General features: G+C 58.5%; 24 protein-coding genes and 4 tRNA genes. 15 read left to right on the forward strand and 13 right to left on the reverse strand.

What is annotated here, in order from left to right; translation table 11 throughout:
* Positions 1-13: 13 nt before the first annotated feature.
* The 5 genes from PQU95_RS08445 to PQU95_RS08465 all read right to left on the reverse strand — a co-directional run bounded on the left by PQU95_RS08445 (position 14) and on the right by PQU95_RS08465 (position 4,916).
* Complete coding sequence (locus tag PQU95_RS08445) at positions 14-508, reverse strand: chemotaxis protein CheW (protein WP_170252970.1); 495 nt, start codon at positions 506-508, stop codon at positions 14-16.
* A 27-nt stretch (positions 509-535) separates the two neighbouring features.
* A complete protein-coding gene (locus PQU95_RS08450) occupies positions 536-2,770 on the reverse strand; it encodes a chemotaxis protein CheW (protein ID WP_272751591.1) in 2,235 nt (744 codons plus the stop codon).
* Positions 2,771-2,800: 30 nt separating this feature from the next.
* Positions 2,801-3,166, reverse strand: coding sequence for a response regulator (locus PQU95_RS08455; protein WP_272751592.1), 366 nt, complete (start codon positions 3,164-3,166; stop codon positions 2,801-2,803).
* Positions 3,167-3,382: 216 nt separating this feature from the next.
* The gene (locus PQU95_RS08460; protein WP_272751593.1) at positions 3,383-3,688 is read right to left on the reverse strand and encodes an STAS domain-containing protein; all 306 of its coding nucleotides are present in this window, start codon (positions 3,686-3,688) and stop codon (positions 3,383-3,385) included.
* Positions 3,689-3,698: 10 nt separating this feature from the next.
* On the reverse strand, positions 3,699-4,916 hold the full coding sequence (locus PQU95_RS08465; RefSeq protein ID WP_272751594.1) for a sensor histidine kinase: 1,218 nt from the start codon (positions 4,914-4,916) through the stop codon (positions 3,699-3,701).
* Positions 4,917-5,042: 126 nt separating this feature from the next.
* On the opposite strand from PQU95_RS08465, the gene PQU95_RS08470 reads away from it, so the two are divergent.
* From PQU95_RS08470 to PQU95_RS08510, 9 genes are read left to right on the forward strand one after another with little or no spacing between them, the layout of a single operon-like run.
* Complete coding sequence (locus tag PQU95_RS08470; protein WP_272751595.1) at positions 5,043-5,984, forward strand: chemotaxis protein; 942 nt, start codon at positions 5,043-5,045, stop codon at positions 5,982-5,984.
* Between the two features lie 37 nt (positions 5,985-6,021).
* The gene (locus PQU95_RS08475; RefSeq protein WP_272751596.1) at positions 6,022-6,957 is read left to right on the forward strand and encodes a chemotaxis protein; all 936 of its coding nucleotides are present in this window, start codon (positions 6,022-6,024) and stop codon (positions 6,955-6,957) included.
* A gap of 41 nt (positions 6,958-6,998) precedes the next feature.
* Positions 6,999-7,388 carry a chemotaxis response regulator CheY gene (cheY, locus tag PQU95_RS08480; RefSeq protein ID WP_017507038.1) on the forward strand — a complete coding sequence of 130 codons (390 nt, stop codon included), beginning with the start codon at positions 6,999-7,001 and terminating at the stop codon, positions 7,386-7,388.
* A gap of 41 nt (positions 7,389-7,429) precedes the next feature.
* Positions 7,430-8,176, forward strand: a complete 747-nt coding sequence (cheZ, locus tag PQU95_RS08485) for a protein phosphatase CheZ (RefSeq protein WP_272751597.1) — start codon at positions 7,430-7,432, stop codon at positions 8,174-8,176.
* A gap of 48 nt (positions 8,177-8,224) precedes the next feature.
* Positions 8,225-10,147 (forward strand): chemotaxis protein CheA, encoded by a 1,923-nt coding sequence (locus PQU95_RS08490; protein ID WP_272751598.1) that lies wholly within the window; start codon positions 8,225-8,227, stop codon positions 10,145-10,147.
* A 12-nt stretch (positions 10,148-10,159) separates the two neighbouring features.
* The gene (locus PQU95_RS08495; RefSeq protein ID WP_272751599.1) at positions 10,160-11,377 is read left to right on the forward strand and encodes an EAL and HDOD domain-containing protein; all 1,218 of its coding nucleotides are present in this window, start codon (positions 10,160-10,162) and stop codon (positions 11,375-11,377) included.
* A 9-nt stretch (positions 11,378-11,386) separates the two neighbouring features.
* Positions 11,387-12,025 carry a tRNA (adenosine(37)-N6)-threonylcarbamoyltransferase complex dimerization subunit type 1 TsaB gene (gene tsaB / locus PQU95_RS08500; protein WP_272751600.1) on the forward strand — a complete coding sequence of 213 codons (639 nt, stop codon included), beginning with the start codon at positions 11,387-11,389 and terminating at the stop codon, positions 12,023-12,025.
* Positions 12,018-12,464, forward strand: coding sequence for a ribosomal protein S18-alanine N-acetyltransferase (gene rimI, locus PQU95_RS08505; RefSeq protein WP_272751601.1), 447 nt, complete (start codon positions 12,018-12,020; stop codon positions 12,462-12,464). The genes tsaB and rimI overlap by 8 nt, the downstream gene beginning before the upstream one ends.
* Positions 12,461-13,258: a uracil-DNA glycosylase gene (locus PQU95_RS08510; protein ID WP_272751603.1), complete on the forward strand. Its 798-nt coding sequence runs from the start codon at positions 12,461-12,463 to the stop codon at positions 13,256-13,258. The genes rimI and PQU95_RS08510 overlap by 4 nt, the downstream gene beginning before the upstream one ends.
* Here PQU95_RS08510 and PQU95_RS08515 read toward each other — a convergent pair whose 3' ends face one another.
* Positions 13,259-14,437 carry a methyl-accepting chemotaxis protein gene (locus PQU95_RS08515; RefSeq protein ID WP_272751604.1) on the reverse strand — a complete coding sequence of 393 codons (1,179 nt, stop codon included), beginning with the start codon at positions 14,435-14,437 and terminating at the stop codon, positions 13,259-13,261.
* A 232-nt stretch (positions 14,438-14,669) separates the two neighbouring features.
* Between PQU95_RS08515 and PQU95_RS08520 the strand changes: the two genes are divergently transcribed.
* Genes PQU95_RS08520 through PQU95_RS08530 form a run of 3 tightly spaced genes read left to right on the forward strand, consistent with a single transcriptional unit; the run spans position 14,670 to position 17,309 of the window.
* Positions 14,670-14,978 carry an STAS domain-containing protein gene (locus tag PQU95_RS08520; RefSeq protein WP_272751605.1) on the forward strand — a complete coding sequence of 103 codons (309 nt, stop codon included), beginning with the start codon at positions 14,670-14,672 and terminating at the stop codon, positions 14,976-14,978.
* A 12-nt stretch (positions 14,979-14,990) separates the two neighbouring features.
* Complete coding sequence (locus tag PQU95_RS08525) at positions 14,991-16,667, forward strand: ATP-binding SpoIIE family protein phosphatase (protein ID WP_272751606.1); 1,677 nt, start codon at positions 14,991-14,993, stop codon at positions 16,665-16,667.
* A gap of 51 nt (positions 16,668-16,718) precedes the next feature.
* Complete coding sequence (locus tag PQU95_RS08530) at positions 16,719-17,309, forward strand: IMPACT family protein (protein WP_272751607.1); 591 nt, start codon at positions 16,719-16,721, stop codon at positions 17,307-17,309.
* 97 nt (positions 17,310-17,406) lie between these two features.
* Here the strand turns inward: PQU95_RS08530 and PQU95_RS08535 are convergent, their stop codons facing one another.
* Both PQU95_RS08535 and PQU95_RS08540 read right to left on the reverse strand, forming a co-directional pair.
* A complete protein-coding gene (locus PQU95_RS08535) occupies positions 17,407-18,036 on the reverse strand; it encodes a response regulator transcription factor (protein ID WP_272751608.1) in 630 nt (209 codons plus the stop codon).
* Positions 18,033-20,672, reverse strand: a complete 2,640-nt coding sequence (locus PQU95_RS08540; protein ID WP_272751609.1) for a PAS domain S-box protein — start codon at positions 20,670-20,672, stop codon at positions 18,033-18,035. Before PQU95_RS08540 ends, PQU95_RS08535 begins: the two co-directional genes overlap by 4 nt.
* A gap of 80 nt (positions 20,673-20,752) precedes the next feature.
* Between PQU95_RS08540 and PQU95_RS08545 the strand changes: the two genes are divergently transcribed.
* Positions 20,753-21,916, forward strand: a complete 1,164-nt coding sequence (locus PQU95_RS08545) for an ABC transporter substrate-binding protein (protein ID WP_272751610.1) — start codon at positions 20,753-20,755, stop codon at positions 21,914-21,916.
* A 62-nt stretch (positions 21,917-21,978) separates the two neighbouring features.
* On the opposite strand, the gene PQU95_RS08550 is transcribed toward PQU95_RS08545, so the two are convergent.
* The 5 genes from PQU95_RS08550 to PQU95_RS08570 all read right to left on the reverse strand — a co-directional run bounded on the left by PQU95_RS08550 (position 21,979) and on the right by PQU95_RS08570 (position 23,257).
* Positions 21,979-22,650 carry a GntR family transcriptional regulator gene (locus PQU95_RS08550; protein ID WP_272751611.1) on the reverse strand — a complete coding sequence of 224 codons (672 nt, stop codon included), beginning with the start codon at positions 22,648-22,650 and terminating at the stop codon, positions 21,979-21,981.
* Positions 22,651-22,855: 205 nt separating this feature from the next.
* Positions 22,856-22,931: transfer RNA gene (locus tag PQU95_RS08555), tRNA-His, on the reverse strand.
* Positions 22,932-22,977: 46 nt separating this feature from the next.
* Positions 22,978-23,053 (reverse strand) — tRNA-His (locus PQU95_RS08560).
* Positions 23,054-23,086: 33 nt separating this feature from the next.
* A tRNA-Arg gene (locus tag PQU95_RS08565) sits at positions 23,087-23,163 on the reverse strand.
* Between the two features lie 17 nt (positions 23,164-23,180).
* Positions 23,181-23,257 (reverse strand) — tRNA-Pro (locus tag PQU95_RS08570).
* 231 nt (positions 23,258-23,488) lie between these two features.
* On the opposite strand from PQU95_RS08570, the gene folD reads away from it, so the two are divergent.
* Both folD and purU read left to right on the forward strand, forming a co-directional pair.
* Positions 23,489-24,340, forward strand: a complete 852-nt coding sequence (folD, locus tag PQU95_RS08575) for a bifunctional methylenetetrahydrofolate dehydrogenase/methenyltetrahydrofolate cyclohydrolase FolD (protein WP_026107623.1) — start codon at positions 23,489-23,491, stop codon at positions 24,338-24,340.
* A 97-nt stretch (positions 24,341-24,437) separates the two neighbouring features.
* On the forward strand, positions 24,438-25,298 hold the full coding sequence (gene purU / locus PQU95_RS08580; RefSeq protein ID WP_272751612.1) for a formyltetrahydrofolate deformylase: 861 nt from the start codon (positions 24,438-24,440) through the stop codon (positions 25,296-25,298).
* The last annotated feature ends 2 nt before the right edge of the window (positions 25,299-25,300 follow it).

Here is a 25,300-nt window from a genome sequence, read left to right on the forward strand (position 1 = left end):
CTTTTCCCCTGTTTTAAACGTTGGCCGCAACCGCTGCATCCATCAACGCCATCTCGTCACTGCTCATCAGCTTTTCGATATCCACCATGATGATCATGCGCTCCCCCACTACCCCCAGGCCCTGGATGTAGTTGGTGTTCATCACCGCGCCAAATTCTGGTGCCGGGCGGATGTCATCACCAGATAGCTCGATCACATCAGACACCCCATCCACTACCATGCCTACGGTGCGGTTGAGCACGTTCAGGATAATGACCACGGTGAAGTCGTTATAAATGACGTTGCCCACATCAAACTTGATGCGCATATCCACGATAGGCACGATATGCCCGCGTAGATTGATCACCCCCTTGATGAAGCTGGGCGATTTCGCCAGGCGGGTTACCGCGTCGTAGCCACGGATCTCCTGCACTTTGAGAATATCGATACCGTACTCTTCCTTACCCAGCGCAAACACCAGGTATTCACGCCGGGCTTTGTCGGTATCACTGCTGTTGTTAGCGTCCATGGTGGCAACACCCATCACTAGCACCTGTTAATGAAGCTGCGCTGTCAGTATTTCACCGTGCGCTTTTTGTAAATTCACCCGGACAATGGCCGCGACGTCCAGAATCAGCGCGACGCGACCATCCCCCATAATGGTGGCACCGGACAGCCCCTCTACCTTGCGGTAATTGGCTTCCAGGTTTTTCACCACAAACTGTTGCTGCCCCAGCAGCTCGTCCACCATCAGTGCCACTTTCTGGCCACTGGATTCCACAATGATCAGAATGGATTTATCGGGCTGCGACGCCGGAGCATCAATGGAAAAGTATTCCGCCACGCTGACAATCGGCAGGTACTCACCGCGCACACTCACTACCTGGCCGCGCCCGGCAATGGTCTTGACCTCGCTGGGCTTGGGCTGCAGCGACTCCAGAATGTAGTTCAGCGGCAAAACATAGGTTTCGTCGGCAATCTTGATGGACATACCGTCCATGATGGCGAGCGTAAGCGGCAAACGGATGGTCATGGTAGTACCGATATCCACCATGCTGCTGATATCGATACGGCCACCCATGGCCACGATGTTCTTGCGCACCACGTCCATGCCGACGCCACGGCCGGACACATCGGTGACTTCGGCTGCCGTAGAAAAGCCCGGCTCGAAGATCAATGCCCACACTTCGGTATCACTCATGGTGTCCGACACCGGCAGGGCACTTTCACGTGCCTTGGACAGGATCTTGTCACGACGCAAGCCGGCGCCATCATCGGTAACCTCGATGACGATGCTGCCCCCTTCGTGGAAGGCGCGCAGCGTCAACAGGCCGGTTTCCTTCTTGCCCTTGGCACGGCGCTGCTCGGGCGACTCGATGCCATGGTCCAGACTGTTGCGCACCAGATGCGTCAGCGGGTCGGACAGTTTCTCGATGAAGCCCTTATCCAGCTCGGTATTCTCGCCCACCATTTTCAGCTCGACTTGCTTGTCCAGCTTGCCTGCCAGGTCACGTACCACACGCGGGAAGCGGTTGAATACAAACGCAATCGGCATCATGCGGATGGACATCACGGCTTCTTGCAGCTCGCGGGAGTTGCGCTGCAGTAGCGATATGCTATTAAGCAAATTCTCGTGCTCAACCGAGTCAAGCCCGGAGCCGTATTGCATCAGCATGGACTGCGTAATGACCAGCTCGCCCACCAGGTTCAACAGCAGATCGACCTTGTCGGTACTGACACGGATGGAGTTCTCTCCCGCCCCCGCAACCACTGCCGGGGCGCTGCGCACTTCGGAGCGAGCAGGCTCTTTGGCCGCGGCCGGTGCGCCCACACTAGCCGTGATGCGGGCCGCTGTGGCAACTACCGTAGGTAGGGGTGTGAACAAGCCGAAACCGTCTTCTTCAAACGCGATATCACCCTTGCCATCAGCAGGTGCGGCGGGCAGCGGCGCAAACAAGCCGAAACCGTCTTCTTCGAAAGCAATGTCACCAGAACTGGCCACCTGACTGGCAGGCAAGGGGGCAAAAAGACCAAAACCCTCTTCTTCAAAAGCAATATCGCCACAGGGAGCGATAGGCGGCAAGGAGAAGAAGCCGACACCGTCATCTTCGATGGTCACATCTTCCACTACCTTGAATGCCTCGGGAGGCAACAAGAAGGCAAGCATTTCCACCACATCGTCACAGGGGGACTCCGTACTGAGCAAGGCCAGGGCAGGAATGACCGGGTCGGCCTGCTCGTCCGGTGCCTGCATGATCTGCAGACTCCCCAATGCGGCTAGCCGCTGCCATAGCTCCTCAACGTGCATGGCAATGGGTGGGTAGATTTCAATATGCAAACGAGCAGGTGCCGCAGCGGCCACGGGCTGTGCAACGGCAACCGGCGGCGGCAGTACGGCATGGCCTGCAATGGAAAGCTGCTCCAGCTTTTGCTTGAGTACAGCAATGCGCGCCTCGTCCACGGGTACGTCACCACGGTGGAATGCCAGCATTTCCTTGAGCAGGTCGCCGGAGAGCAATGAAGCATCAACGATATCCCTGCTGAGCGGCAGCTCGTTCTTGCGAACCTTATCCAGCAGGTTTTCCAGCACATGTGTCAACTCGGCCAGATCGCTGAAACCGAATGTGGCCGCCCCCCCTTTGATGGAGTGCGCTGCACGGAAAATGGCATTGAGGTCTTCAGATTCTGGCTGCTGTACGTTTATCGCCAGTAGAAGCGATTCCATATTGACTAAGTGCTCTGCAGTCTCATCAAAGAACACCTGATGAAACTGCGACATGTCAAAAGTCATGGACGCCCCCTGAAAATGATTTTCTGATGATTAGCCGACAAGGCGGCGTACAACGTCTACCAGCTTTTGAGGATCGAAGGGCTTTACCAGCCAGCCGGTAGCACCTGCTGCCCGGCCCTGGGCCTTCATCTGGTCGCTAGACTCTGTTGTCAGCATCAGGATGGGGACTGTGGCGTAATTTGGCAGGCGGCGCAGCGAGCGGATCAGTGTCAGGCCATCCATGCCTGGCATGTTCTGGTCGGTGAGCACCAGGTCCACCTGCCCTGCTTGCGCCTTCGATAGCCCGGCATTGCCGTCAGAAGCCTCGACGACTTCGTAGCCGGCACTTTTCAGGGTGAAGGCAACCATTTGGCGAATCGAGGCGGAGTCGTCCACCGTTAGAATTCTTTTAGCCATAGACTCAGCAATCCATCTAGATTAAGTATGCGCACAATTTAAACGAAAAAGCCGGCGAAGCCACCATGTTTCTATACGTATTAGTCCATGCATGCCACCTTGGTCAATGTCATGCATGAACCCGGAGGCATTTGATAGGCTATCTGGCAAGCGCGCAGACCGGCACCGGCCAGCCCGTACCCCCAAACCTTAGCGAGCCGCCGCGCCCAAGCGCTATCAACGAATAGTAAACAACTTGGTGAAGCAGGCGATTTCCAGCACCTGGCGCACAGTGTCCTTGCAGTTCACCAAAGCCAGATCCTTGCCCGCCGCTCCGGCCCGCTCTTTCAGCAACAGCAGCATGCCCAATGCCGAACTGTCCAGATATGGTACTTGCTCGAAGTTAACATCAATGCTGCTTACTTCCGCGTTCTCCAGCAACTCCTGGCTGGCTGCACGAAAGTCTTTGTGAACGTTGAAATCAAACTGTCCAATCAGCAAGATAACGCCGGTCTTACCTTCTACCTTCACGATGGGCTTCATACATCCCTCATCAAATTGTATGGTTGGATTGCACAACCGGCAGCTGCAGCTCGAACACCGTGCCCCGGTCATCATGTTTGTACGCAATGGACCCCTTCATATCCTCGACCACTCTCTTGACAATGGCAAGGCCAAGCCCGGTGCCATTTGCCCTTGTGGTAAAGAAGGGATCAAAGATCTGGGATTCTACCTGCTCGGGCACACCTGCGCCCTGATCAATTACCCGAATGACGTAAAAACCCTGCTGCACCCCGGCCTCAAGCCTTACCACAGACCCACGCGGCGCGTGCTCACAGGCATTTTCCAGCAGATTTACCAAGGCACCCAGCAGATCAGAACGCCCCCCCAGCACTGCGGCATCCTCTCCACTCTGCAAGTGCCACTGCAGTTGCTTCCCGGCCAGCTGGGCTTGCACTACCGCCTCAAGCTCCGACAGTACCGAAGAAAGGCGGATTGACTCCATCCCATCGCGCACCGGGCCAATGCGCACAAACCGCAGCATGTCCTGTACCAGCGTTTCCAGTGCCTGCAGCCGGTTGATTACCTTCCCGGCAAAACGGCTACGCCCCTCTGGCGGCAAGTCATCGCGCTGCAAGTTGGCCGCATACAACAAGGCCGTCGCCAAGGGCGTGCGTATCTGGTGTGCCAAAGACGCCGCCATGCGCCCCATCACCGCCAGCCGCTCTTGCTGGGCCAGTTGCTGATGCAGCTGGTGCAGATTGCTCACATCCACCAGCAACAGGAATGAGCCGGCCCCCGGCAAAGGGCAGGCCACTACAGTAAAGAGCTGCATGGCGTCCTGCTTGCGAACATAAACCCCGTCGCGCTCACTCTCATGAAAGTGATCACCCAGCTGCCAAGGCTGACCAGGTTGCACATCCGGCAGCCAGCCATGCACGGCAGCGTTCATGGCAACCACGCGCCCCGCATCATCCAGCTCGACCACACCGGCAGGCATTACCTGCAACAGCGTGGACAAGCGCGCAGCCAGCTGCTCGTTGGCCACCGACTTGGCCACCAGCTCGTCATTGGCCAGCTGCAATTTCACATTGAGCTCGGCCACCTGTGCCTCTAGCAACTGATAGGCTTGAATCAGGTCATCCGTCACACTATTAAAGTGCTCCAGCGCACTGCGGAGTTGACCTTCGTCTGCTTTCATTCGTAAAACCCCATTCAGTTGCGACACATCCATTTGTAAAACATGCTTGAACAGTATGATAATGGACAAGAGACAACCGCGGCATCTTGCCGATAAACTGGGCACACAAACTTGCCCTGGCCTTTTTCCGCGGACAGAGTATGAATAGTATTGTCAGTGACCACGTTGAACGACAGCCAACCTCCGGAGGTTTCCGTGTCTGAACTACTTAAAAAAATTGATGCCCGCACCAAGCTGGCCGGCACTAACAAACTGGAGATCCTTCTTTTCTCCCTAGGCGTAGACCAGCGCACAGGCCGGAAGGAGACCTTTGGCATTAACGTGTTCAAGGTCCGCGAAGTCATGCGCACGCCGGAGATTACCTCGGCGCCGGAAATGCCGGCCTCGGTCGAGGGCATGGTCAGCCTGCGTGGCAGCCTGGTACCTGTGATCGACCTGGCAAAATACGCCGGCATCATTTCAGACAAGCGCCCGGAAATCATGATCGTGACCGAGTACAACGGCCATACCCAGGGTTTCCTGGTAGAGGCAGTTGATACCATCCTGCGCTTGGACTGGGCTGCGATGCGTGTACCACCAGACATGATTACCAACCGCATGGGCGGCCTGGTAACGGCGGTAACCGAGCTGGATGCGGGTACGCTGGTGATGATGATGGACGTGGAAAAAGTACTGGCAGAAACCGCCATGTACGGTGACGAGCACCAGTTCGTCAACATCGAGCCACTGAAAGAAGAGCGCATGGTGTACTTTGCTGACGACTCGGCCGTCGCCCGCAAACAGATCGAGCGCACTTTCCAGGCCATGCAGGTGAAATATGCCTACGCCATTAACGGCATGCGCGCATGGGATGACCTGCAGCGCATGGCCAGCCAGGCAGATCTGGCGGGCCGCAAACTGTGCGATATCGTGCACCTGGTACTGACAGACGTGGAAATGCCGGAAATGGACGGCTACATGCTGACCAAGATGATCAAGTCCGACCCCCGCTTTGCCGGCATCCCGGTTCTGATGCATTCGTCGCTGTCGGGCCAGTCCAACCAGAAACTGGGCGAATCGGTAGGCGTAGATGCCTATGTATCCAAGTTTGAACCGCAGAAGCTCTCGATGAAAATTCGCGAGATGCTGAAAATCTGAGCTACCTGAATAATCTCTGGAAAAACAAGGAATAGCCATGGCAGCATCTGACGCATCCCTTCTGGCCAGTGTCGACGCCCGCACCAAGCTGGCGGGGTCAAACAAAATGGAAATCCTGCTGTTCTCGCTGGGAACACGGGAAACGTTCGGCATCAACGTGTTCAAGGTGCGCGAAGTATCACAAACCCCTTTCATTACGCGCACCCCCAACATGCCATTCGGTGTGGAAGGTGTACTGTCGCTGCGTGGCAACATTATCCCGGTGATTTCCCTGGCCAAATTCATTGGCTGTGAAACGGACACCACCACCTACGGCACCATGATCGTGACCGAGTTCAACAAAAGCACCCAGGCTTTTCTGGTGGACTCCGTTGACCGCATCATCCGCGTGGACTGGGATAAAGTGCGCGCACCAGAGAACGTAATGAGCACCACGCAGCAAACCCTGATTACCGCAGTGACCGAGCTGGACGACGGCAAGCTGGTATCCATTCTGGACGTGGAGCAGATTCTGGCTAGCGTGGTAGGCGAAACCCGCGTACCGGACATCCCTACTGCCGCACTAGAGCAAGACCAGTATGTCTTCTTTGTCGATGACTCGGTTGTTGCCCGCAAGGAAATCAGTAGTGTGCTGGACAAGATGGGTCTGAAATACCACCAGGCAAACAATGGCAAGGAAGCCTGGGACAAGCTGCAGGTGCTGGCCAACCGCAACTGGTCGGAAAACGAAAATCTGCACGATACGCTGAAACTGATTCTGGTAGATGCTGAAATGCCCGAGATGGACGGTTATGTACTGACCAAACTGATCAAATCCGACCATCGCTTTAACGGCATCCCGGTTGTCATGCACTCGTCCCTGTCGTCTAACGCTAACCGCGCCATGGGCACCAGCGTCGGTGTAGACGCCTATGTTGCAAAATTTGACCCCGCAATCCTCGCAGATACTTTAATTCCGTTCCTGCAACGCTAAAATAGCGGGTTAAACACCAATACTTGGTCAGGACAACGCCAATGGCAGATAAAAACCTTCGTTTCCTCGTGGTGGATGACTTCTCCACCATGAGACGTATCGTACGCAACCTGTTGAAAGAACTTGGCATCACCAATGTGGATGAAGCTGAGGACGGCCAGGTGGCACTACACAAGCTGAAAACACAGCATTTCGACTTCATTGTTTCGGACTGGAACATGCCGAACATGACGGGGATCGAGCTGCTGCGCGCAGTTCGCGCCGATGCGCAACTGAAACATCTGCCCTTCCTGATGATTACCGCTGAAGCCAAGCGTGAAAACATCATCGAGGCAGCTACCGCAGGTGCCAGCGGTTACATCGTCAAGCCGTTTACTGCCGCCACTCTGGAAGAAAAGATGAACAAAATCTTCCAGAACCTAAACAAATAACATCAACATCGCGAACATTGAGCGGTTGAGGAGGAGTAATCGTGTCTGATCACCTTCTTGAAAGTGGCGACTCTCCAGAGCTGGAAGCACTTTTTGACAGTATTGCGGCTACGCAGCCGGTAAATAATGCATCGGCACCAGAATCAAAAGCAGCCGCCTTGCCAGCCGACATGTCTCAGGAAAAAGTTCTGGGCATGTATGCACAGATAGGCCAGATGACACGCAAGCTGCACGATACCTTGCGGGAAATGGGCTATGACAAATCGCTGGAACGTGTTGCCGATGCCATCCCCGACGCCAAAGATCGTCTGGGCTATATTGCAACACTGACCGCGAATGCGGCAGAACGCGTACTCAATGCTACCGATATTGCCAAACCTATCCAGGACGACTTGCAAGCCAGGGCGGACCAGCTGAACCAGCGCTGGGAACTACTCTACGCCAACAAGCTGACTACCGAGGAATTCAAGACCCTGGCTCAGGATACGCGCAGCTATCTGGCGCTGGTTCCCAAACAAACCGAAGCAACCAGCAACCAGCTGCTAGAGATCGTGATGGCACAAGACTTCCAGGACTTGACCGGCCAGGTCATCAAGAAAGTCATGGAAATGGTCAAAACCCTCGAGTCCGAGCTGCTGACGGTGCTGATCGAATACCTGCCTGCCGAGCGCAAGCTGGAGCTGAACACCGAATTGCTGAATGGCCCGGTGGTAAACCCCGATGGCCGTACCGATGTAGTAACCAACCAGCAGCAGGTAGATGATCTGCTGGATAGTCTTGGTTTCTAGGTCATACTCCAAGAACACGCATTAAGTCGACATACAAAGGAAGCAAAAATGAGCGACTTCGCCGGAATGGAAGAACTTCTGCAGGATTTCTTACTCGAGTCGACCGAGCTACTCTCCGATGTGGACAACAAGCTGGTAGAGCTTGAGAAAAGGCCGAACGACCGTGCCTTGCTCAATGACATCTTCCGCGGTTTCCATACCATCAAGGGTGGCGCGGGCTTCCTGAATGTCGCACCAATGGTGACGATTTGCCACCGGACAGAAAACCTGTTCGACAAGCTGCGCAATTCCGAGCTGGGCCTCTCGTCGGAACTGATGGATGTCATCCTGGACGCCACCGGTGCGGTACGTGACATGTTTACCGTACTGTCCCAAGGCTTGCCGCCACCCAACCCGGATCCGGCCATGTTGGCCGCACTGGATGCCGCGCTGGCCGGCAATCTGGCTGCCGTCAAGGCACCTGCCCAAGCTGCACCTGTGGCCCCTGCCACCCCAGCGCCAGCCCCTGCGGCTAACAGCAATGAGCCTAACTGGGCAGCACTGCACCAGGCGGTAACCGGTACCGAGCAGCCAGCGGCTGCCAGCCCCGCGGCCTCCGCGCCACTGGACATGGTGGCAGCTGCCACCATGGTCACGGAAAGCGCTCCAGCCGAGTTCATCCCTGCGCCTATCGTGCCGGCAGCGGTTGTGCCTGTCGCACCCAAACCGCAGAACAAACCGGCACCCTCTACCGGCGGCCCGATTTCCGGCCAGGAAAATACCATTCGCATCGACACCGTTCGCCTGGACCAGGTACTGAACCTGTCTGGTGAAATCGGCTTGACCAAAAACCGTCTTACCACGCTGCGTACCGAAATCCTCCAGGGTAATATGGAGACCAACACGCTGCGCTCGCTGGATGAAGCCATCAGCCAACTGGACTTGCTGGTAAGCGACCTGCAAAACGCGGTGATGAAAACGCGTATGCAGCCAATTGGCCGTCTGTTCCAGAAATACCCGCGCCTAGCTCGCGACCTGGCCCGCCAACTGGGCAAGGAAGTAGAACTGGTCATTACCGGTGAAGAAACAGAACTCGACAAAACCATGATCGAGGATCTGAACGACCCGCTGGTGCACTTGGTTCGTAACGCGGTTGACCATGGTGTAGAGTCGGCAGAAGAGCGCATTGCCATGGGCAAGAAACCGCAATCGCTGATCGAGCTGACTGCGGAGCAGGTGGGTGACCATATCGTCATCGAGATTACCGATGACGGCAAGGGCATGAATCCAGAGGTATTGCGCCGCAAAGCGATTGCCAAGGGCCTGATTGACGCCGAAACCGCGAACGCACTGGACGAAAAGCAGTGCCTGCAGCTGATTTTCCTGCCTGGTTTTTCCACCAAGGACCAGATTTCCAGCGTATCCGGCCGTGGTGTCGGCATGGATGTGGTACGGACCAATATTCAGAAACTGAATGGCCGCATCGACATCAACTCCATTCAGGGCGAAGGCACACGCATCAGCATTTCGCTACCGCTGACCCTGGCGATTCTGCCAGTACTGGTAGTACGTGCCTGCAACCAGCCATTTGCGGTACCGCTGGCTATGGTCCGCGAGATTATCCCGATCGACACTACCGCCATCCAGGAAGTATCCGGCCGTCCTACCATTGTGGTTCGCGACGAGATCCTGCCACTGAAAACCTTGTCCGGCCTGCTGAACTGGCAGCCTACGCAGAAGCCTAACTTTGGCGTGCTGATGCAGTCGGCAGAGAAGTCGTTCATTCTGGCTGTAGACTCTTTCGTTGGCCGCGATGATGTGGTGATCAAGCCACTGCAGAACATTCGGCCAAAAGGCGTGGCCGGCGCCACCCTGTCTGGTGATGGTTCCGTGGTGCTGGTACTGGATATGGAAGACCTGCTGGCAGGCCAGATGGACTCCTCTGCCAACGGCAGTATCATGCTGAGAAATGCAGACAACTTCTCTTACTAACAGATAAACACAATGTCGACATCCGCCTTTCTGGGACGTCAGCCTGTACTGAACAGGAATCAGCAGCTCATTGGATATGAGCTGCTTTTTCGTCGTGCCGACGACGCTGCCAGCGCTACCCCCCATGCCCCGCTAGAGGCAGATACCCAGGTGCTGGTAAATGCCTTGAACAATATGGGTACCAACTGGCTGATTGGCAACAAGCTGGCCTTCATCAATGTAGGCGAAGCCATGTTGACCAGCGACTTCCTGGAGCTACTGCCCCCTAGGCGTGTCGTGCTGGACCTTGCGGCCAACATTCAGCCTACCAACGAGGTGGTGTCACGGGTCCGTTATCTGCGCTCATTGGGTTTTGGCATAGCACTGGACGACTTTTCATTTGATGCCCCCTCCTCGGCCCTGCTGGAGCTGGCCAACTACGTCAAACTCGATATCCAAAGCCAGACACAGGCCCAGTTCCAGGCGCAGGCTGCCAGGCTGCGCAGCTACCCGGTCATCCGCATTGGTGAACGGATAGAGTCTTACCAGCACTACCATCTGTGCCGGGATCTGGGCATGGACGGCTATCAGGGCTACTACTTTGCACGGCCGGAAACCCTGTCGGCCAAGGTTATCCACCCTTCGTTTGCCAATACGCTGAAGCTGCTGAACTTGCTGCGCGCCGATGCCCCGGTGCGTGAAATTGAAACCGTACTGAAGACCGATGTGGCGCTGTCGTTCAAGCTGCTACGCTACGTCAATTCGGCGGCGGCGGGCCTGAATACCACCATCAGCTCATTCAGTCATGCCGTGACCGTATTAGGCTACCAGAAGCTATACCGCTGGCTGACCTTGTTGCTGGTAACCAGCAATGAAAGCAACCACCTCGCCCCGGCGCTGCAAAGAACGGCGGTCATCCGTGCCCGCGTGATGGAGATACTGGCGCAAGAAATCGGTTTCACCACCGAGCACTGTGACAATGCCTTCATTGCCGGCATGTTCTCGCTGCTGGATGTAATTTTTGACATGCCCATGCACACCATCCTGGAGCACATCAGCCTGCCGGCTGAAATCCACCAGGTGCTGGCCGACCAGAGCGGTGGCCTGAGCCTGCTGTTCCGCCTGGCCATGGCGCTGGAGGCTGGCGACCCTTCCCTGCCTCAGCTAGCCAGCCAGCTGTCGCTGGAACCGGATCAGCTGAACCTGCTTCATACTGCTGCCCTGGCCTGGGTAGAAGAACTCGGACTTTGACTTACCCTGATGAATTTATTTGCCATCGACTGCTCGAACCACAACCTGTCAGTAGCACTGTCTACCCCGCATGGCACCTTCAGCCAGCACCATAGCGTGAAACAAGGCCACTCCGACCATGCGCTTGCCGCTGTACACCAGCTGTTAAACGATAGCGGCGTGTCCCTGGCGCAGCTGGATGCCATCCTGTTTGGCAAAGGGCCTGGCGCATTTACCGGGCTGCGCATTGCCGCCGGTATCGCCATGGGTCTTGCCACCGCGGCCGGCCTGCCCGTGGTCGGCATACCGACACTGGACGCCATCGCACGCAGCCTGCCGCAAGGCAGTGGCATGGCCGTGATTGATGCCCGCATGGGCGAGGTGTACGCCGCCCATTATCTGCATGGCCAGTGCCAGGGCGAGATCAGCGTGGTGAAAGCCGAGCAGCTGGTACTGGATGCTATCGCGGCAGTAGCCGGCGATGCTATCGAACTGCTGCCTGCACACCACGCACAGGCCATTTATGTCGTCCCGCAGGCTAGCGACTATATCGCGCTCTACCTTGAGAACCCTGCCCGATACCCCGCCAGCCAAAGTGCTGATTTACTGTATGTGCGCAACAAGATTGCGCTGACCGCTGCCGAACAACGCGAGCAGAAACGTGGCTGATTTTACCCGCGCCAAGCCCGAAGATGCACAGCGGCTAGCCCGTTCCGAAGCAGACAGCACGCCCCATGCATGGAGTGCCGGCATGTATGCCGGCTCGCTGGAGAGCGAGCACGACACCGTCTGGCTAATGCTGCAAGATGATATCCTGCTGGGTGCGGCCGTGCTGATGCAGGTGCTGGACGAAGCCCACTTGCAGAATTTTTTTATCAACGCCAAGCAGCAGGGCCGGGGTCTGGGCGGCCAACTACTGCGCCATGTGCTGCTGCAGGCCCGGCAGCAAGGCGCGGGCAGCGTGTTTCTTGAGGTACGCGCTAGCAACCGGGTTGCCCTGCAGCTTTACCAGCGCGCCGGCTTTATCCAGTACAGCACACGCAAGGCTTACTATCGCCACCCCGATGGCAGCCGTGAAGATGCCATCCTGATGAAAGCCGACCTATGAACCGCCGTGCGTTTGTACTGCATGAAATGGGCCACAGCCCGCTATGGCTCCCACGCGGCGCCAGCCTGCCGGATGACCGCCAGCTCACCCATATCGAACCCGACGCCACTGCATTGGCCCCATCCATTGAGCCGGTACCCACTGTCGCGCCGGCGGCGGCTCCGGCGCGCATCTCCCTGCTAGAACAGCCCGGCAGCCCGCCAAGCGGGCAGCCGATAACCGACTGGGCCACCTTGCATACCAGCATTGCGTCCTGCCAACGCTGCGAGCTGGCCAAGACACGGCATAATGTCGTCGTTGGCCGCGGCAAGCCCACGGCCCGTTTGCTGATTGTGGGTGAAGCACCGGGCGAGCAGGAAGACCGGCAGGGGCAGCCCTTTGTCGGCAAAGCCGGGCAGCTGCTGGAAAGCATGTTGGCCGCAGTCGGCATGGACAGCATGCAGGACGTCTATATCTGCAATGTGGTGAAATGCCGGCCACCGGGCAACCGCAACCCTGCCCCGGCAGAAATTGCCAGCTGCGCCAGCTATCTGCAGTGGCAAATCGACACCATCCAGCCGGCGCTGATAGTGGCGCTAGGCCGCTTTGCCGCCCATACCCTGCTGAATAGCCAGGCACCGATCAGTGCACTGCGCAAGCAGCTGCATCATGCGCATGGTCGGCCAGTACTGGTGACCTTCCACCCCGCCTACCTGTTGCGCAGCCCGGGCGAAAAAGCCAAAGCCTGGCAAGATTGGCACCAGATCAAATGCCAGCTGGCAGAACCTGGCAAGGTGACGACCAGCGCGTGCTGATTAAAACAGCTCTATATCATTTTTGCTGGCAGACACCTCCGCCTGCGGCGACTGACGCAAAGCCGCCAATTGCACCAGATACTGCGCTTTGGCGGCGTCCAGCGCCTTACCGCTAGCAGCAGCTTCCAGCAGCGGTGGGGCTAATTGCTGCAGGGCCTGCAGCTTAGCCACGCACTGCCCGGCCCGCCCCAGCATCTGGCTCAGGCGGTCCTGGAACTGCAGGGAGGTAATGGCCACATTGGTGCTGTGCTCTACCTGCCCGGCAATGCCGTTCAGTTCGGCAACAGCATGCTCCATGCCTTGGCTTAGTTCGTTGATCTGCCCCATGGTGTGCTGCACGCGCATTTTCGCCTCCAGCACATAGCTCATATCGTGCGATGCCAAAGCCGCAATACTGCTATGCGCCTCTTCCACCATTTTCTGTACCGACAAGATAGTCTGGCTGATCTGCTCATTGAAATCGTGGGTGCGCAAGGATAGCGCCCGCACCTCATCGGCAACGACAGCGAAGCCGCGCCCTGCCTCGCCAGCCCGAGCAGCCTCGATGGCCGCATTCAGCGCCAGCATATTGGTTTGCTTGGAGATGCCATCGATATCAGCCAGGAACGCATGCACACTGCGGATTTTCTCGTCGATCTCGGTCATGTGATTGACCTGCACGATACTGACCTGGCTGGTACGCAGGGTATTGTCCACGAAAATCTCCAGCGTCGCGTTGGTGTCGTGGGCAAAGCGCTCAAAACTGGCGGTATGCTGTTTGTCCCCCGCCTCGCCAGCCCCGATCATGCTGATGGCAATTTGCTGCTGTGCCTTGGCATGGCTGGTAATGCTGCTAAAGCTATCCAGCAGGCCGCTGATAGCCTGTTCCAGTATCTGATTCGCCTCGCCAAGCTGTGCTTCCAGCTGCCGGCACTGCCCGGCATACTCTTGCTGCAGCTGCTGCCATAAGGGCTGAATCTGCTGCCACGCCACCGCATCGGCATCAACCTGGATAGTACGCTGCTGTGTACGGGCAGACAGGGCGCGCCAGTGAAACAGCAGCAACACCAGGCAAGCAAACCCGCCGTGTAGCAGCGCGGCCAGCCAGCTCTGCAGAGCCAGCAGGGCAGCCACCAGGTGCCATGCCAATACAGCGCACAAGGCAAAACCCAGACAAACGGCCTGCTTTTTGTGAAACATGGTCTCCCCTCGAATTATTTGATACTCAGGATGACGATCCTCTCTAGTATTAGATCATGCTGGCGGTGTAACGCAGCTGATTCTATCAATGCCGTGCATTGTTACCTTGGTAAACATGTGCCGGCACTGGTAACAATAAGGCTGGTGAATAGCCAGCCTTATGCATACAATAACCATACCGCATAGATACCACCCTTGCCAGCAGCCACGACCAACCCATCAAAGGCTAACCATGTCTGTTACGTTTCACCTTAGGGAGCAAGAGGCCACTATCCAGATTCATGGCCATTTCAACTTCTCCCAGCATGGCGCATTTCGTGACGCCTGCAAGGCCGTACTGGCTCACCCACACATAAAATCCCTGGAAATCAACCTGATGGAAGTCGACCATCTGGATAGCTCGGCACTGGGCATGCTGCTGGTTCTGCGCGACCAGGTTGCCGATCACCATATCCAGCGACTATTGATCAGCAATACCAAGCCCGTTGTACGCCAGATTTTTGCTATCGCCAAATTCGACAAGTTTTTTGAAATAGACTGAAAGCCAGCCGCAATGCAAACCTTGAACGTGCTGGTGGTGGATGACAGTAATGTAAACCGGCTGGTAGTCAGCCGGCTGATCCAGGCATTGGGTCACCAGGTCGTCACCGCAGAAGACGGTGCCCAGGCGCTGGCATGCTGCGAAACCATGCTGCCCGACCTGATCCTGATGGATGTCATCATGCCGCACATGGATGGACTGGAAGCTACCCGCCGCATCCGTGAACGCTTCAACAAGCGCTGGATTCCCATCATTTTCCTCACCGGCAAGATCGAGCAGGAAGACATGCTGGCCGGCCTGGAAGCCGGCGGTGACGATTACCTGACCAAGCCGGTAGATATCAAGCTGCTGACCGCCAAGATCCGCGTGATGTCGCGCATTGCCGATATGCAGCAGCGCATCAGCCAGGATGCCCAGCGCCTGGAGGCCTATTACCTCAGCAACGAGATGGAACAACAGCTGGCCGAGCACGTACTGCACAATCTCTACGGCGACCGTAGCCAGACCGGCATCGAGCAGTGGATCCTGCCTGCAGTACAATTCAGCGGCGACATCATTACCGCCGCACGCTCGCCCACCGATACCCTGCACATCATGCTGGCAGACAGCACCGGCCACGGGCTGTCTGCTGCCATTGCCTGCCTGCCCGCCGCTACCGTGTTCTACGCCATGACGCAGAAGGGCTTCAGCATCAACGCCATTGCGCGCGAGATCAATAAAAAGCTCAAGCAACACCTGCCGGTTGGCCGCTTCGTTGCTGCGACCTTGGCTGCTATCAACCCGCAAGAAAAAACCGTCACGGTTTGGAATGGTGGCATTCCGTTTGCCGCCTTCATCAATGAGCAAGGCCGGATCGAAAAGCAGTTCCAGTCCAGCAACCCGCCGCTGGGCATCTTGCGCAATATGGACTTTGATGCCAGCGTCGAGGTTTACCGCTGGTCCGAGCCTGGCCGGCTGATGATTTGCTCCGACGGCCTGACAGAGGCTAAAGGTGCGCAAGGCGACATGCTATCGCTGGAGCGCCTGTGCAGCATGCTGGCCAGCCCGTACACCCTGCCTGCGATTGCCCCGCTACGCGAACAGGTCATCGCCCACCTGGCAGGCCATGAAAACGCCGATGATATTTCACTGGTACTGGCACCCTGCGCGGCCAGTATCGGCCCGGCCGGCCCCGCCACGCAGAACGCCATGTTTACCCAGCTGAGCAACTGGGAGCTGCGCCTGGACTTTGGCCCCAAAGAGCTGCGCGAAGAGCTGGGCATGGCCACTTTGCTGGGCTGGCTCAACCAGATCGGGTTATCGGAAGCCCAGCTCAGCGATATGCTGCTGATTGTGACCGAGCTGTTCAACAACGCCCTGGATCACGGTGTGCTAGCGCTGGACTCCAGCGAAAAGCACTCCAGCGCCGGCTTTACCAGCTATCTGATGAAGCGCGCCGGCAAGCTGTTCGGGCTGGAGCACGGCTGGATACAAGTAGCCATGTCGCACGTTACCGGCGAAGACTTCCCCATCCTGAAGCTCTGCATCCACGACAGCGGCCAGGGCTTTGATGCAGCACCTTTCCTGCACAGCGAACTGGAAGATGCCGCGCCACACGGGCGTGGCATCGCACTGGTAAACCGGCTATGCCGCAGCGTGCGTTACCGGGAAAATGGCCGCCGGGTAGAGGTGGAATACGTACTACGCTAGGGCGCGGCTTGTTATCATGCCGCCCTCAACACGCTAGCTCCGACCCGTACCATGCCGTTTACCCTGCCCCACCCTGGCCACGCCGAGCTCGATATCAAGAAAAGCCGTTTCATCGCCTGTGTCGAGGCGGTATCCAGCCGCGCCGCCGCCCTGCAGCGCGTGGCCGAGCTCAAAGCCGCCCACCCCGGCGCGGCCCACGTGTGCTGGGCGCTGCTGGCAGGTGGGCACTCTGCGGCCAACGATGATGGCGAGCCTTCCGGCACCGCCGGCCGCCCCATGCTGGACGTGCTGCGACACCAGCAGCTGGAGGGCGTACTGGCCACCGTGGTGCGCTACTACGGCGGGGTGAAGCTGGGTGCCGGCGGGCTGGTGCGGGCGTATACCGATGCCGTCGCCCAGGCTTTGTTGCATTGCGAGCGCCAAGAACAAGTCGCCATGCTGACCCTGGCCTGCAGCCTGCCCTACGCACTGGAAGGCAGCGCGCGGCGGCTGCTGCAAAAGCACGACGCCACGCTGCTGGCCGTGCAGCATGCGGCCAACGTGAGCCTGCAGTTCAGTTTGCCCCTACTGGCTGCCGACGCGCTGCGCCACAGCCTGAACGAAGCCTGCCACGGCCAGCTAGTCTGGCAGGAAGCGCCGTAAGGCAGCGCCCTACCCACGCACACGCTGCCCAATGAAAAGGCCCGCCAGTTAACGGCGGGCCTGTTGCGCTATCAGGGTTGGGCTGCAGCGGGTAAAGCTAGCGGCCTTTCTGCTGACGGTAGGCCACCACCGTCTGCACCAGGTCGGCAATGGAGCGCACGCCCATTTTGTCCATCATCTTGCCGCGGTGCGCTTCCACGGTTTTGATGCTGATGCCCAGGTCATCGGCAATGATCTTGTTCATCTTGCCTTCGATCACCCGCTCCAGCACCTCGCGCTCGCGCGTGGTCAGCGTGGCCAGCCGCGCCTCGCACTGGCCGGCCTCTTGCGCGCTTTGCGCCTGGTTGGCCGCACTGGCCAGTGCACTGTCTACCGCAGCCAGCAAGGCTTCCTGGTTAAACGGCTTTTCCAGAAAGTCATGCGCACCGCGTTTGACTGCCTGTACCGCCATCGGTACATCGCCGTGGCCGGTAATGAAAATCACCGGCCAGGTATTGCCGCGTGCCTGCAGCTCATCGTATAGCTCCAGCCCGCTCATGCCCGGCATGCGGATATCCAGGATCAGGCAACCACTACCCTGCGCCGGCCGGTAACTATGCAAAAAACCTTCCGCACTATCGTGGCACTCGATGCTGTAATCGTGGCTTTCCAGTAGCCACAGCAGGGAATCACGAAAGGCCTCGTCGTCGTCCACGATATGGATGCGTATGTTCTTGGCTACGGTCATGGCTCAAACACCGGCAATGTAAAACGGAAAATAGTACCACCCAATGGGTGATCTTCCACTGAGAGTTGACCCTGATGGAACTCGACAATCGAGCGGCAGATATTCAGGCCCATGCCCATGCCGTCACCCTTGGTGGTAAAGAAGGCATCGAATAGCTGCGACTTCAGCGCGTCCGGCACACCATGGCCCCGGTCTACGATGGCCACTTCGATGCGTTTGCTATGCTGGCGCTGCACGCTGATTTCCAGCTGGCGCTGGTCTGGCGGCAGCTGCTGCATGGCTTCCATGCCGTTCTTGATCAGGTTGAGCAGTACCTGCTCGATCAGGATGGGGTCCACATGCACCAGCGGCAGGTTGGCCGCCAGGTGCACATTGATGCTGCTGGCCAGGCGGCGTGCTTCGATTTCGGCAATCGCCAGCGCGGCATCGATGATCTCGCCCACGTCCGCGGCCTTGCGTACCGGCTCGCTCTGTTTCACAAACTCGCGCACGCGGCGCACGATCTTGCCGGCACGCTCGGCCTGCGCCGTGATTTTCTCCATTACCGGAATCAGCGACGCCGGCGTGGCCTTGCCCTGGCGCAGCCGCTCCACACAGCCGGCCTGGTAGTTGGCAATAGCCGATAGTGGCTGGTTCAGCTCGTGCGCCAGCGTGGATGCCATCTCGCCCATGGTAATCAGGCGCGAGGTGGCTTGCAGCTTTTGCATCTGCTCCTCGTAGCGCTGCTCGGCATCATGCTGCTCGGTGATGTCGGTCAGAATCAGCATCTGCACATTGTGGCCATCTACCCAGCGCACCGGGCGGCTGCGCAGCAGGTACCAGCGCCCGGGGTCATCCAGCCATAGCTCCTGGTCGGTATTGGCGTGCTGCAGCATCTGGCGCAGGCGCAGATCACAGTATTCGTATTCGTGCTCTTCGCTGGCTGCGGCCAACCACTGCCGGTAACGCTTATTACAGAACAGCAACTGCTGGCTATCGGGCCGCACTACCGCTACCGCGGCATCCAGGCCCTCGATCACCGCGATAAAGCGCTCGTTGGCCGCCTCCAGCGCCTGCTGTGCCTCGCGCTTGTCGGTCATGTCGGTGAGCGCCGCCATCCAGCCTGTATGGATGCCATCAGCGTCGATCAGCGGCGAGATCAGCATTTGGCCGTAGAATTTTTCGCCACTCTTGCGCTGCATCACCGACTCGAACAGCTGGTGACTATTATCGCCCGATAGCGTCTGGCGCAGCGCGTCGTAATTCAGCGGCGCGACATCGGGCGACCAGTACGGGTAAGGCGGGCGCAGCCCGATCAGCTCGTCTTCACCATAGCCGGTAATGCGGCAAAAAGCCGGGTTCACATAGCTGATGCGCCCATCCAGGTCGATCGCGCGAATCCCTACCACCAGCGAGTCTTCCATGGCCTTGCGGAACATGTATTCGTGACGCAGCGCCTGCTCGGCCTGCTTCTCGGCGGTAATATCACGGCCGGACAAGTACAGCACCCCGGCATCCAGCAGCGGGCTCATCGCCCAGGCCAGCGACAGCACACGGCCATCACGGCTGAGCATGCGCGTTTCCACGTAGCGGTCTACACTGCCGGCCTCCAGCAGCTGGCGAATCAGCTGGCGCGTCGGCTCGCGCTGCTGCGGGTCGACGTAATTCAGGAAAGACGTACCCTGCAGCTGCTCGGCGCTATAGCCCAGCCCTTGCACAAACGCCGGGTTCATATGCAGCAAGGTGGTATCTTCGCGCATCACCCCCAGCCATTCGCGCGACAGCTTGTACACCCTGTCGCGCTCGCGCTCTGCTTCGATACGGCGGCGGATATGCCGCGACAGGCTGAACAGCGACAGCAAGGTCAGCACGGACAAACCGGTAATCAGCCCCAGCTGGATCAGGCGGTTCTTGTTGACGTCGCCGCGCACCGGGCGCGCCACCAAAGCCAGCGACGTGCCGCCCAGGCGTATGCTCTGCATCACCCCCAACGGTGGCTGGCTTTGTGCATTACGCGCCAGGTTCAGGCCGCCAGACTGCAGGGCCAGGTGATATTTCTCGGCAAACCATGACGGCGGGACACGGCGCACAAACGCACCAGCCTGATAAATACCGATCACCATGCCGCGGAATTGCGTATCGCGGTATACCGGCACCATCAGGTCAAAGCGCCAGTCCCCGCCTTCGCTCTGATACGGCTGGCTAAAGCGCGGGTGGCCATCGTTGCGTGCCGCCAGATAGGCATCGACACGCTGGCCGGAAATACCGGCGCCGGCGGACAGGCCGGATTCCTCATACGGTGCCACCCAGCGCACGATATAGCTGGCATCCGCCCACACCACCGCAGCCATCTCCGGCGTATTACCCAGGAACTGCGAGGCCTGCACCAGAAAGCCTTCTTCTGTCAGCTCTTCGCGGCCGATATCCCGTGCCATCTGCGCCAGCTCGGCCTGATGCCCATCCAGGCGCAAACGCATGGTCTGCTCGGCCCACAGCGTATCCTTGGCCAGGTCGGTACGCTGCTGGTCGCTTTCACGCGCGTCCAGCGTCCACAACATCACCGCCATGGTGAGAAAAAATAGCACGATGGTGCTGTTGGGCATCAGCCGGTAAACAGGGCTGCGCCGCAGCGAGGTATAAAAGCGGGAGGTGCGCATGGGCAAGACAGGTTGGCCGCAAGGGTCGATGGAATGCGATAATAAGCGCCCCCTTGCGATAACGCTATCAGGAGCAGCCCGTGCGCCGTCTGTTAAGCCTATGCCTGTTGATCATCGCCAGCGCCCACGCAACAGAGCCTATCCGCATCGGCCTGTCCGGCCCGTTCAGCGGCGGCTCCTCCCCCATGGGGCTGTCCATGCGCAATGGCATACGGCTGGCCGCACAGGAAATCAACCACCAAGGGGGGCTGCTGGGGCGGCCGATACAACTGATAGAGCGCGACGACCGTGGCCGGCCGGAGCTGGGCCTGCGCATCGCCAGCGAGCTGATAGACAAGCAGCGGGTGGTGGCCAGTGTAGGCTTTGCCAATAGCGGCGTAGCGCTGGCATCACAAATACGCTACCAGCAGGCGCGCATCCCCGCCATCACTGCCGTGGCGACCGCCCACATCATTACCCAGCAGTTCATTCCACCGCGCCATGCGGCCAACTACGTATTCCGCGTGGCCGCCTCGGACAGCATCCAGGCACCGCTGATCGTGCGCGAAGCGCTACGCCGGGGATTTACCCGCTTAGCGGTACTGAGCGATAACAGCAACTACGGCCGCCTGGGCCAGCAGGACTTGCTGAAAGCGCTGGCACAAAAGGGCATGAAACCCGTGAGCATCAACCAGTTCAACAATGGCGAGCTGGACATGAGCGTTTACCTGAAACAGGCGCGTGCAGCCGGCGCACAGTGCATCCTGACCTACACCATTGGCCCGGAGCTGGCACAAATCGCCAACACGCTGGCACAGATGGAATGGCGCATCCCCATCATTGGCAGCTGGACGCTATCGATGTCCAACTTCATCGATAATGCCGGCCCCAACGCCGTGGGCGCCCGCATGGTGCAAACCTTTATCCAGGACGGCAATACCCCGGCGCGGCTGCAATTCATCAATCTCTATCTGCATGCCAACGGCGGGCTAACCATCCCTTCGCCCCCTTCGGCCGCCCAGGGTTACGACAGCATGCTGCTACTGGCAGCGGCCATCCGCCAGGCGGGCAATACCGACGGCCCTGCCATCCGCCAGGCGCTGGAAAACCTGAAACAGCCGGTAGCCGGCCTGATTACCACCTATCGCAAACCCTTTTCTGCCACCGATCACGAAGCCATCGAGCTGGAGGTGCCGATCATCGGGGAAGTACGCCAGCAACAAGTGATGTACGCCTACCCGCAAGACCGTTTGCGCCAGCCTTGAGCCGACGGCAATAAAAAAGCACCGCCGGGGCGGTGCCTTTTTCAACCCGGGTTGGCCGCAGCCTAACGGCGCTCCTGCGTCAGCAAGTAGGACTCCAGCGCGTGGCCGGCAGACAGGATATGGAAGCGCAGAAACTCGGCCGCCTCATCTGCCGCACCCTTGCGGCACAGGTCCAGCAGCTTGCTGTGCTCTTCGTGGGCACGCTCCATGGTGCGGGTGAACAGGATCTGCATGCGGGTGTAGCGATCGGTCTTGTTATGCAGCTGCTCGATCAGCGCCATGGTATTGGGCCGTTTGGCAGCACGGTACAGCGCCAGGTGAAAGCGCGAGTTCAACTCGCCCCAGTGGCGGATATCGTTGGCAGCCAGTGCCTGCTCGAATTCGTTCAGCGTGGCTTCGGCCGCATCGTGGTCGGTAGCCATCTGACAGGGGATGGCGGCGCGTAATACTTCGCTTTCCAGCATGGCGCGGATTTCCAGCAGCTCCAGCACGTCGTCAAGCGACAGCTTGGACACCAGCGCGCCCTTGTGGTCGATGATCTGGATCAGGCCTTCGGCCTCCAGCTGGCGCAATGCTTCACGCACCGGCACACGGCTGACACCGTACTCGTTGGACAGGGCCTCCTGACGCAGCTGTTGTCCGTCGGCAAACTCGCCCGAAAGAATGCGCTGACGCAAGGATTCGGTCACGGCGCTGGTAAGGGTTTGTCGCTTGATGGGCTGCATAGTGGTCATGGTCACGCTCTGGCTATCGGATACATGCAAATGTATTCGATTATACGGTTAAATACGCGCGCGACAAGAGAATACAGAAAAGGGACATCGAATTAGCAGAAGTGCATAGCAAAACGGCACAAAGCAGCCGTTCATACGCAATAAACGCCTGACAGGCGCAAAAGACAGGCAAAGAAAAACCCGGCCACAGGGGCCGGGTTTATTCTGGGGTGGATGATGGGGCTCGAACCCACGACAACAGGAATCACAATCCTGGACTCTACCAACTGAGCTACATCCACCGCTGAGCGGTGTGTCTGACGCACAGTGTGCGGCAAACCGAATTTTTGGGGTGGATGATGGGGCTCGAACCCACGACAACAGGAATCACAATCCTGGACTCTACCAACTGAGCTACATCCACCACAGATACTGCATTTTACTACCACATCGCCACTGGCGCGCCCGACAGGAATCGAACCCGTAACCCCCGGCTTAGAAGGCCGGTGCTCTATCCGGTTGAGCTACGGGCGCTCTATCGGGTGTGGCTGTGGTCGGGGCGGTGGGATTCGAACTCACGACCCTCTGCTCCCAAAGCAGATGCGCTACCAGACTGCGCTACGCCCCGACGACAGGAGGCGAAATATACAGGGCTGTTTTATTGCTGTCAACACCCAATGCTAAAAAATTGCATAGCGGGGCGTAGCACCACCCCCTGCTGCCGGCAAAACACGACAGCGCCTGCTGCTGCAATGCAAAAAAGAATGCCGCACAAGCCCTTGAAGCGATTGAGCAGATACCCCAAAAAATGAGAAAATCCGGCTTTCGTTCACTTCTAACCTTAATGGTGGATAGCAGCATGGCGGCACAACTCATCGACGGCAAGGCCGTTGCCGAAACCCTGATCAACCGCGTACGTGTGGGCGTAGATGCCCGCCTGGCTGCAGGCAAACGCGCCCCGGCCCTGGCAGTGATTCTGGTCGGCGACGACCCGGCTTCCGGCATTTACGTGAACAACAAGAAACGCTCCTGCGAAAAGGCAGGCGTGCGCTCCCTGTCTTACGAGCTGCCGGGTAGCACCAGCCAGGAAGAACTGCTGGCCATCATCGACCAGCTGAATGCCGACGACAGTGTGGACGGCATCCTGGTGCAGCTGCCGCTGCCCAAGCAGATCGACCCGCAGCTGGTGATCGAACGCATCAATCCCAAAAAGGACGTTGACGGCTTCCACCCCTACAATATGGGCCGCCTGGCGATCAAGATGCCGCAACTGCGCCCGTGCACCCCGCGCGGCGTGATGACGCTGCTGGAAGAGTACAACATCGACCCGAAAGGCAAAAATGTGGTAATCGTAGGCGCCTCCAACATTGTTGGCCGCCCGCAAGCACTGGAAATGCTGCTGGCGCGCGCCACCGTTACCGTATGCCATAGCGCCACCGCCGACCTGGCGGGTGAAGTTGGCCGCGCCGACATCGTGGTGGCCGCCGTGGGCATCCCCAACTTCGTGAAGGCAGCCTGGCTGAAACCGGGTGCCGTGGTGATCGACGTGGGTATCAACCGCCTGGATAGCGGCAAGATCTGTGGCGACGTCGAGTTCGACGCCGCGCGCGAAGTGGCCAGCTACATCACCCCGGTACCGGGCGGCGTTGGCCCGATGACCATTGCCACCCTGTTGCAGAACACGCTGGATTCGGCCAATCTCAACGCCTGACGCAGACACCGCCCCCCGCACGCCGCCGTCTGCCGCTGCAGCCGGCGGCGTTTTTTATCTGCACCCAAGACAAAACCTACAGACAAAGAGTCAAACCATGAGTAACCGCCATTCTGCCACCCTGCTGATCAGCTGCCCGGACAGCCACGGCCTGGTTGCAGCCATTGCCAATTTCCTGCTGACCTATAACGCCAACATCCTGCACGCCGACCAGCACCAGGACCCGGTAGAAAACCTGTTTCTGATGCGCGTGCAGTGGGACCTGAACGGCTTTACCCTACCGATGGACAGCTTTGCCGCTGCCTTTGCCCCCATCGCCGAGAAGCACAATATGCAGTGGCAGGTGTCGCTGTCGGTACGCAAGCCACGCATGGCCATCTTCGTGTCCAAGTACGAACACTGCCTGGTCGACCTGCTGCACCGCTACAGCATCGGCGAGCTGGATTGCGATATCCCGCTGATCATCTCCAACCACGAAGACTGCCGCCGGCTGGCCGAATTCCACGGCATTCCTTACCACGTGATTGCCGTCACCAAAGACAATAAGGCCGAGGCCGAGGCGCACCAATGGGCACTGCTGGAAGAAGCCGATGTCGACCTGATCGTGCTGGCGCGCTATATGCAGGTGCTGTCGCAAAAATTCGTCGAGCGCTACCCCCACCGCGTCATCAATATCCACCACAGTTTCCTGCCAGCCTTCGACGGTGCCAAGCCTTACCATCGTGCCTTTGCCCGTGGCGTGAAGCTGATCGGCGCCACCAGCCACTACGTCACCGAAATCCTGGACGACGGCCCCATCATCGAGCAGGAGGTCACCCGTATCTCGCACCGCGACGATGTGGAAGACCTGATCCAGAAAGGCCGCGACCTGGAACGCATCGTACTGTCCCGTGCCGTGCGCTGGCACCTGGAAAACCGTATTCTGGCTTACAACAACAAGACCGTTATTTTTGACTAAAC

It is taken from the genome of Vogesella aquatica, assembly GCF_028548455.1.
GTDB classification, from domain to species: Bacteria; Pseudomonadota; Gammaproteobacteria; order Burkholderiales; family Chromobacteriaceae; genus Vogesella; species Vogesella aquatica.

Bases quoted from the DNA above. Each gene is read 5' to 3' on its own strand.
- PQU95_RS08495 (WP_272751599.1), top strand. From the start codon at position 10,160: ATGTCGACATCCGCCTTTCTGGGACGTCAGCCTGTACTGAACAGGAAT.
- PQU95_RS08550 (WP_272751611.1), bottom strand. From the start codon at position 22,650: ATGACCACTATGCAGCCCATCAAGCGACAAACCCTTACCAGCGCCGTG.
- PQU95_RS08530 (WP_272751607.1), top strand. From the start codon at position 16,719: ATGCCGTTTACCCTGCCCCACCCTGGCCACGCCGAGCTCGATATCAAG.
- PQU95_RS08515 (WP_272751604.1), bottom strand. From the start codon at position 14,437: ATGTTTCACAAAAAGCAGGCCGTTTGTCTGGGTTTTGCCTTGTGCGCT.
- PQU95_RS08475 (WP_272751596.1), top strand. From the start codon at position 6,022: ATGGCAGCATCTGACGCATCCCTTCTGGCCAGTGTCGACGCCCGCACC.
- PQU95_RS08520 (WP_272751605.1), top strand. From the start codon at position 14,670: ATGTCTGTTACGTTTCACCTTAGGGAGCAAGAGGCCACTATCCAGATT.
- PQU95_RS08450 (WP_272751591.1), bottom strand. From the start codon at position 2,770: ATGACTTTTGACATGTCGCAGTTTCATCAGGTGTTCTTTGATGAGACT.
- PQU95_RS08510 (WP_272751603.1), top strand. From the start codon at position 12,461: ATGAACCGCCGTGCGTTTGTACTGCATGAAATGGGCCACAGCCCGCTA.
- PQU95_RS08540 (WP_272751609.1), bottom strand. From the start codon at position 20,672: ATGCGCACCTCCCGCTTTTATACCTCGCTGCGGCGCAGCCCTGTTTAC.
- PQU95_RS08460 (WP_272751593.1), bottom strand. From the start codon at position 3,688: ATGAAGCCCATCGTGAAGGTAGAAGGTAAGACCGGCGTTATCTTGCTG.
- purU (WP_272751612.1), top strand. From the start codon at position 24,438: ATGAGTAACCGCCATTCTGCCACCCTGCTGATCAGCTGCCCGGACAGC.
- folD (WP_026107623.1), top strand. From the start codon at position 23,489: ATGGCGGCACAACTCATCGACGGCAAGGCCGTTGCCGAAACCCTGATC.
- cheY (WP_017507038.1), top strand. From the start codon at position 6,999: ATGGCAGATAAAAACCTTCGTTTCCTCGTGGTGGATGACTTCTCCACC.
- tsaB (WP_272751600.1), top strand. From the start codon at position 11,387: ATGAATTTATTTGCCATCGACTGCTCGAACCACAACCTGTCAGTAGCA.
- PQU95_RS08535 (WP_272751608.1), bottom strand. From the start codon at position 18,036: ATGACCGTAGCCAAGAACATACGCATCCATATCGTGGACGACGACGAG.
- PQU95_RS08525 (WP_272751606.1), top strand. From the start codon at position 14,991: ATGCAAACCTTGAACGTGCTGGTGGTGGATGACAGTAATGTAAACCGG.
- PQU95_RS08490 (WP_272751598.1), top strand. From the start codon at position 8,225: ATGAGCGACTTCGCCGGAATGGAAGAACTTCTGCAGGATTTCTTACTC.
- PQU95_RS08445 (WP_170252970.1), bottom strand. From the start codon at position 508: ATGGACGCTAACAACAGCAGTGATACCGACAAAGCCCGGCGTGAATAC.
- PQU95_RS08455 (WP_272751592.1), bottom strand. From the start codon at position 3,166: ATGGCTAAAAGAATTCTAACGGTGGACGACTCCGCCTCGATTCGCCAA.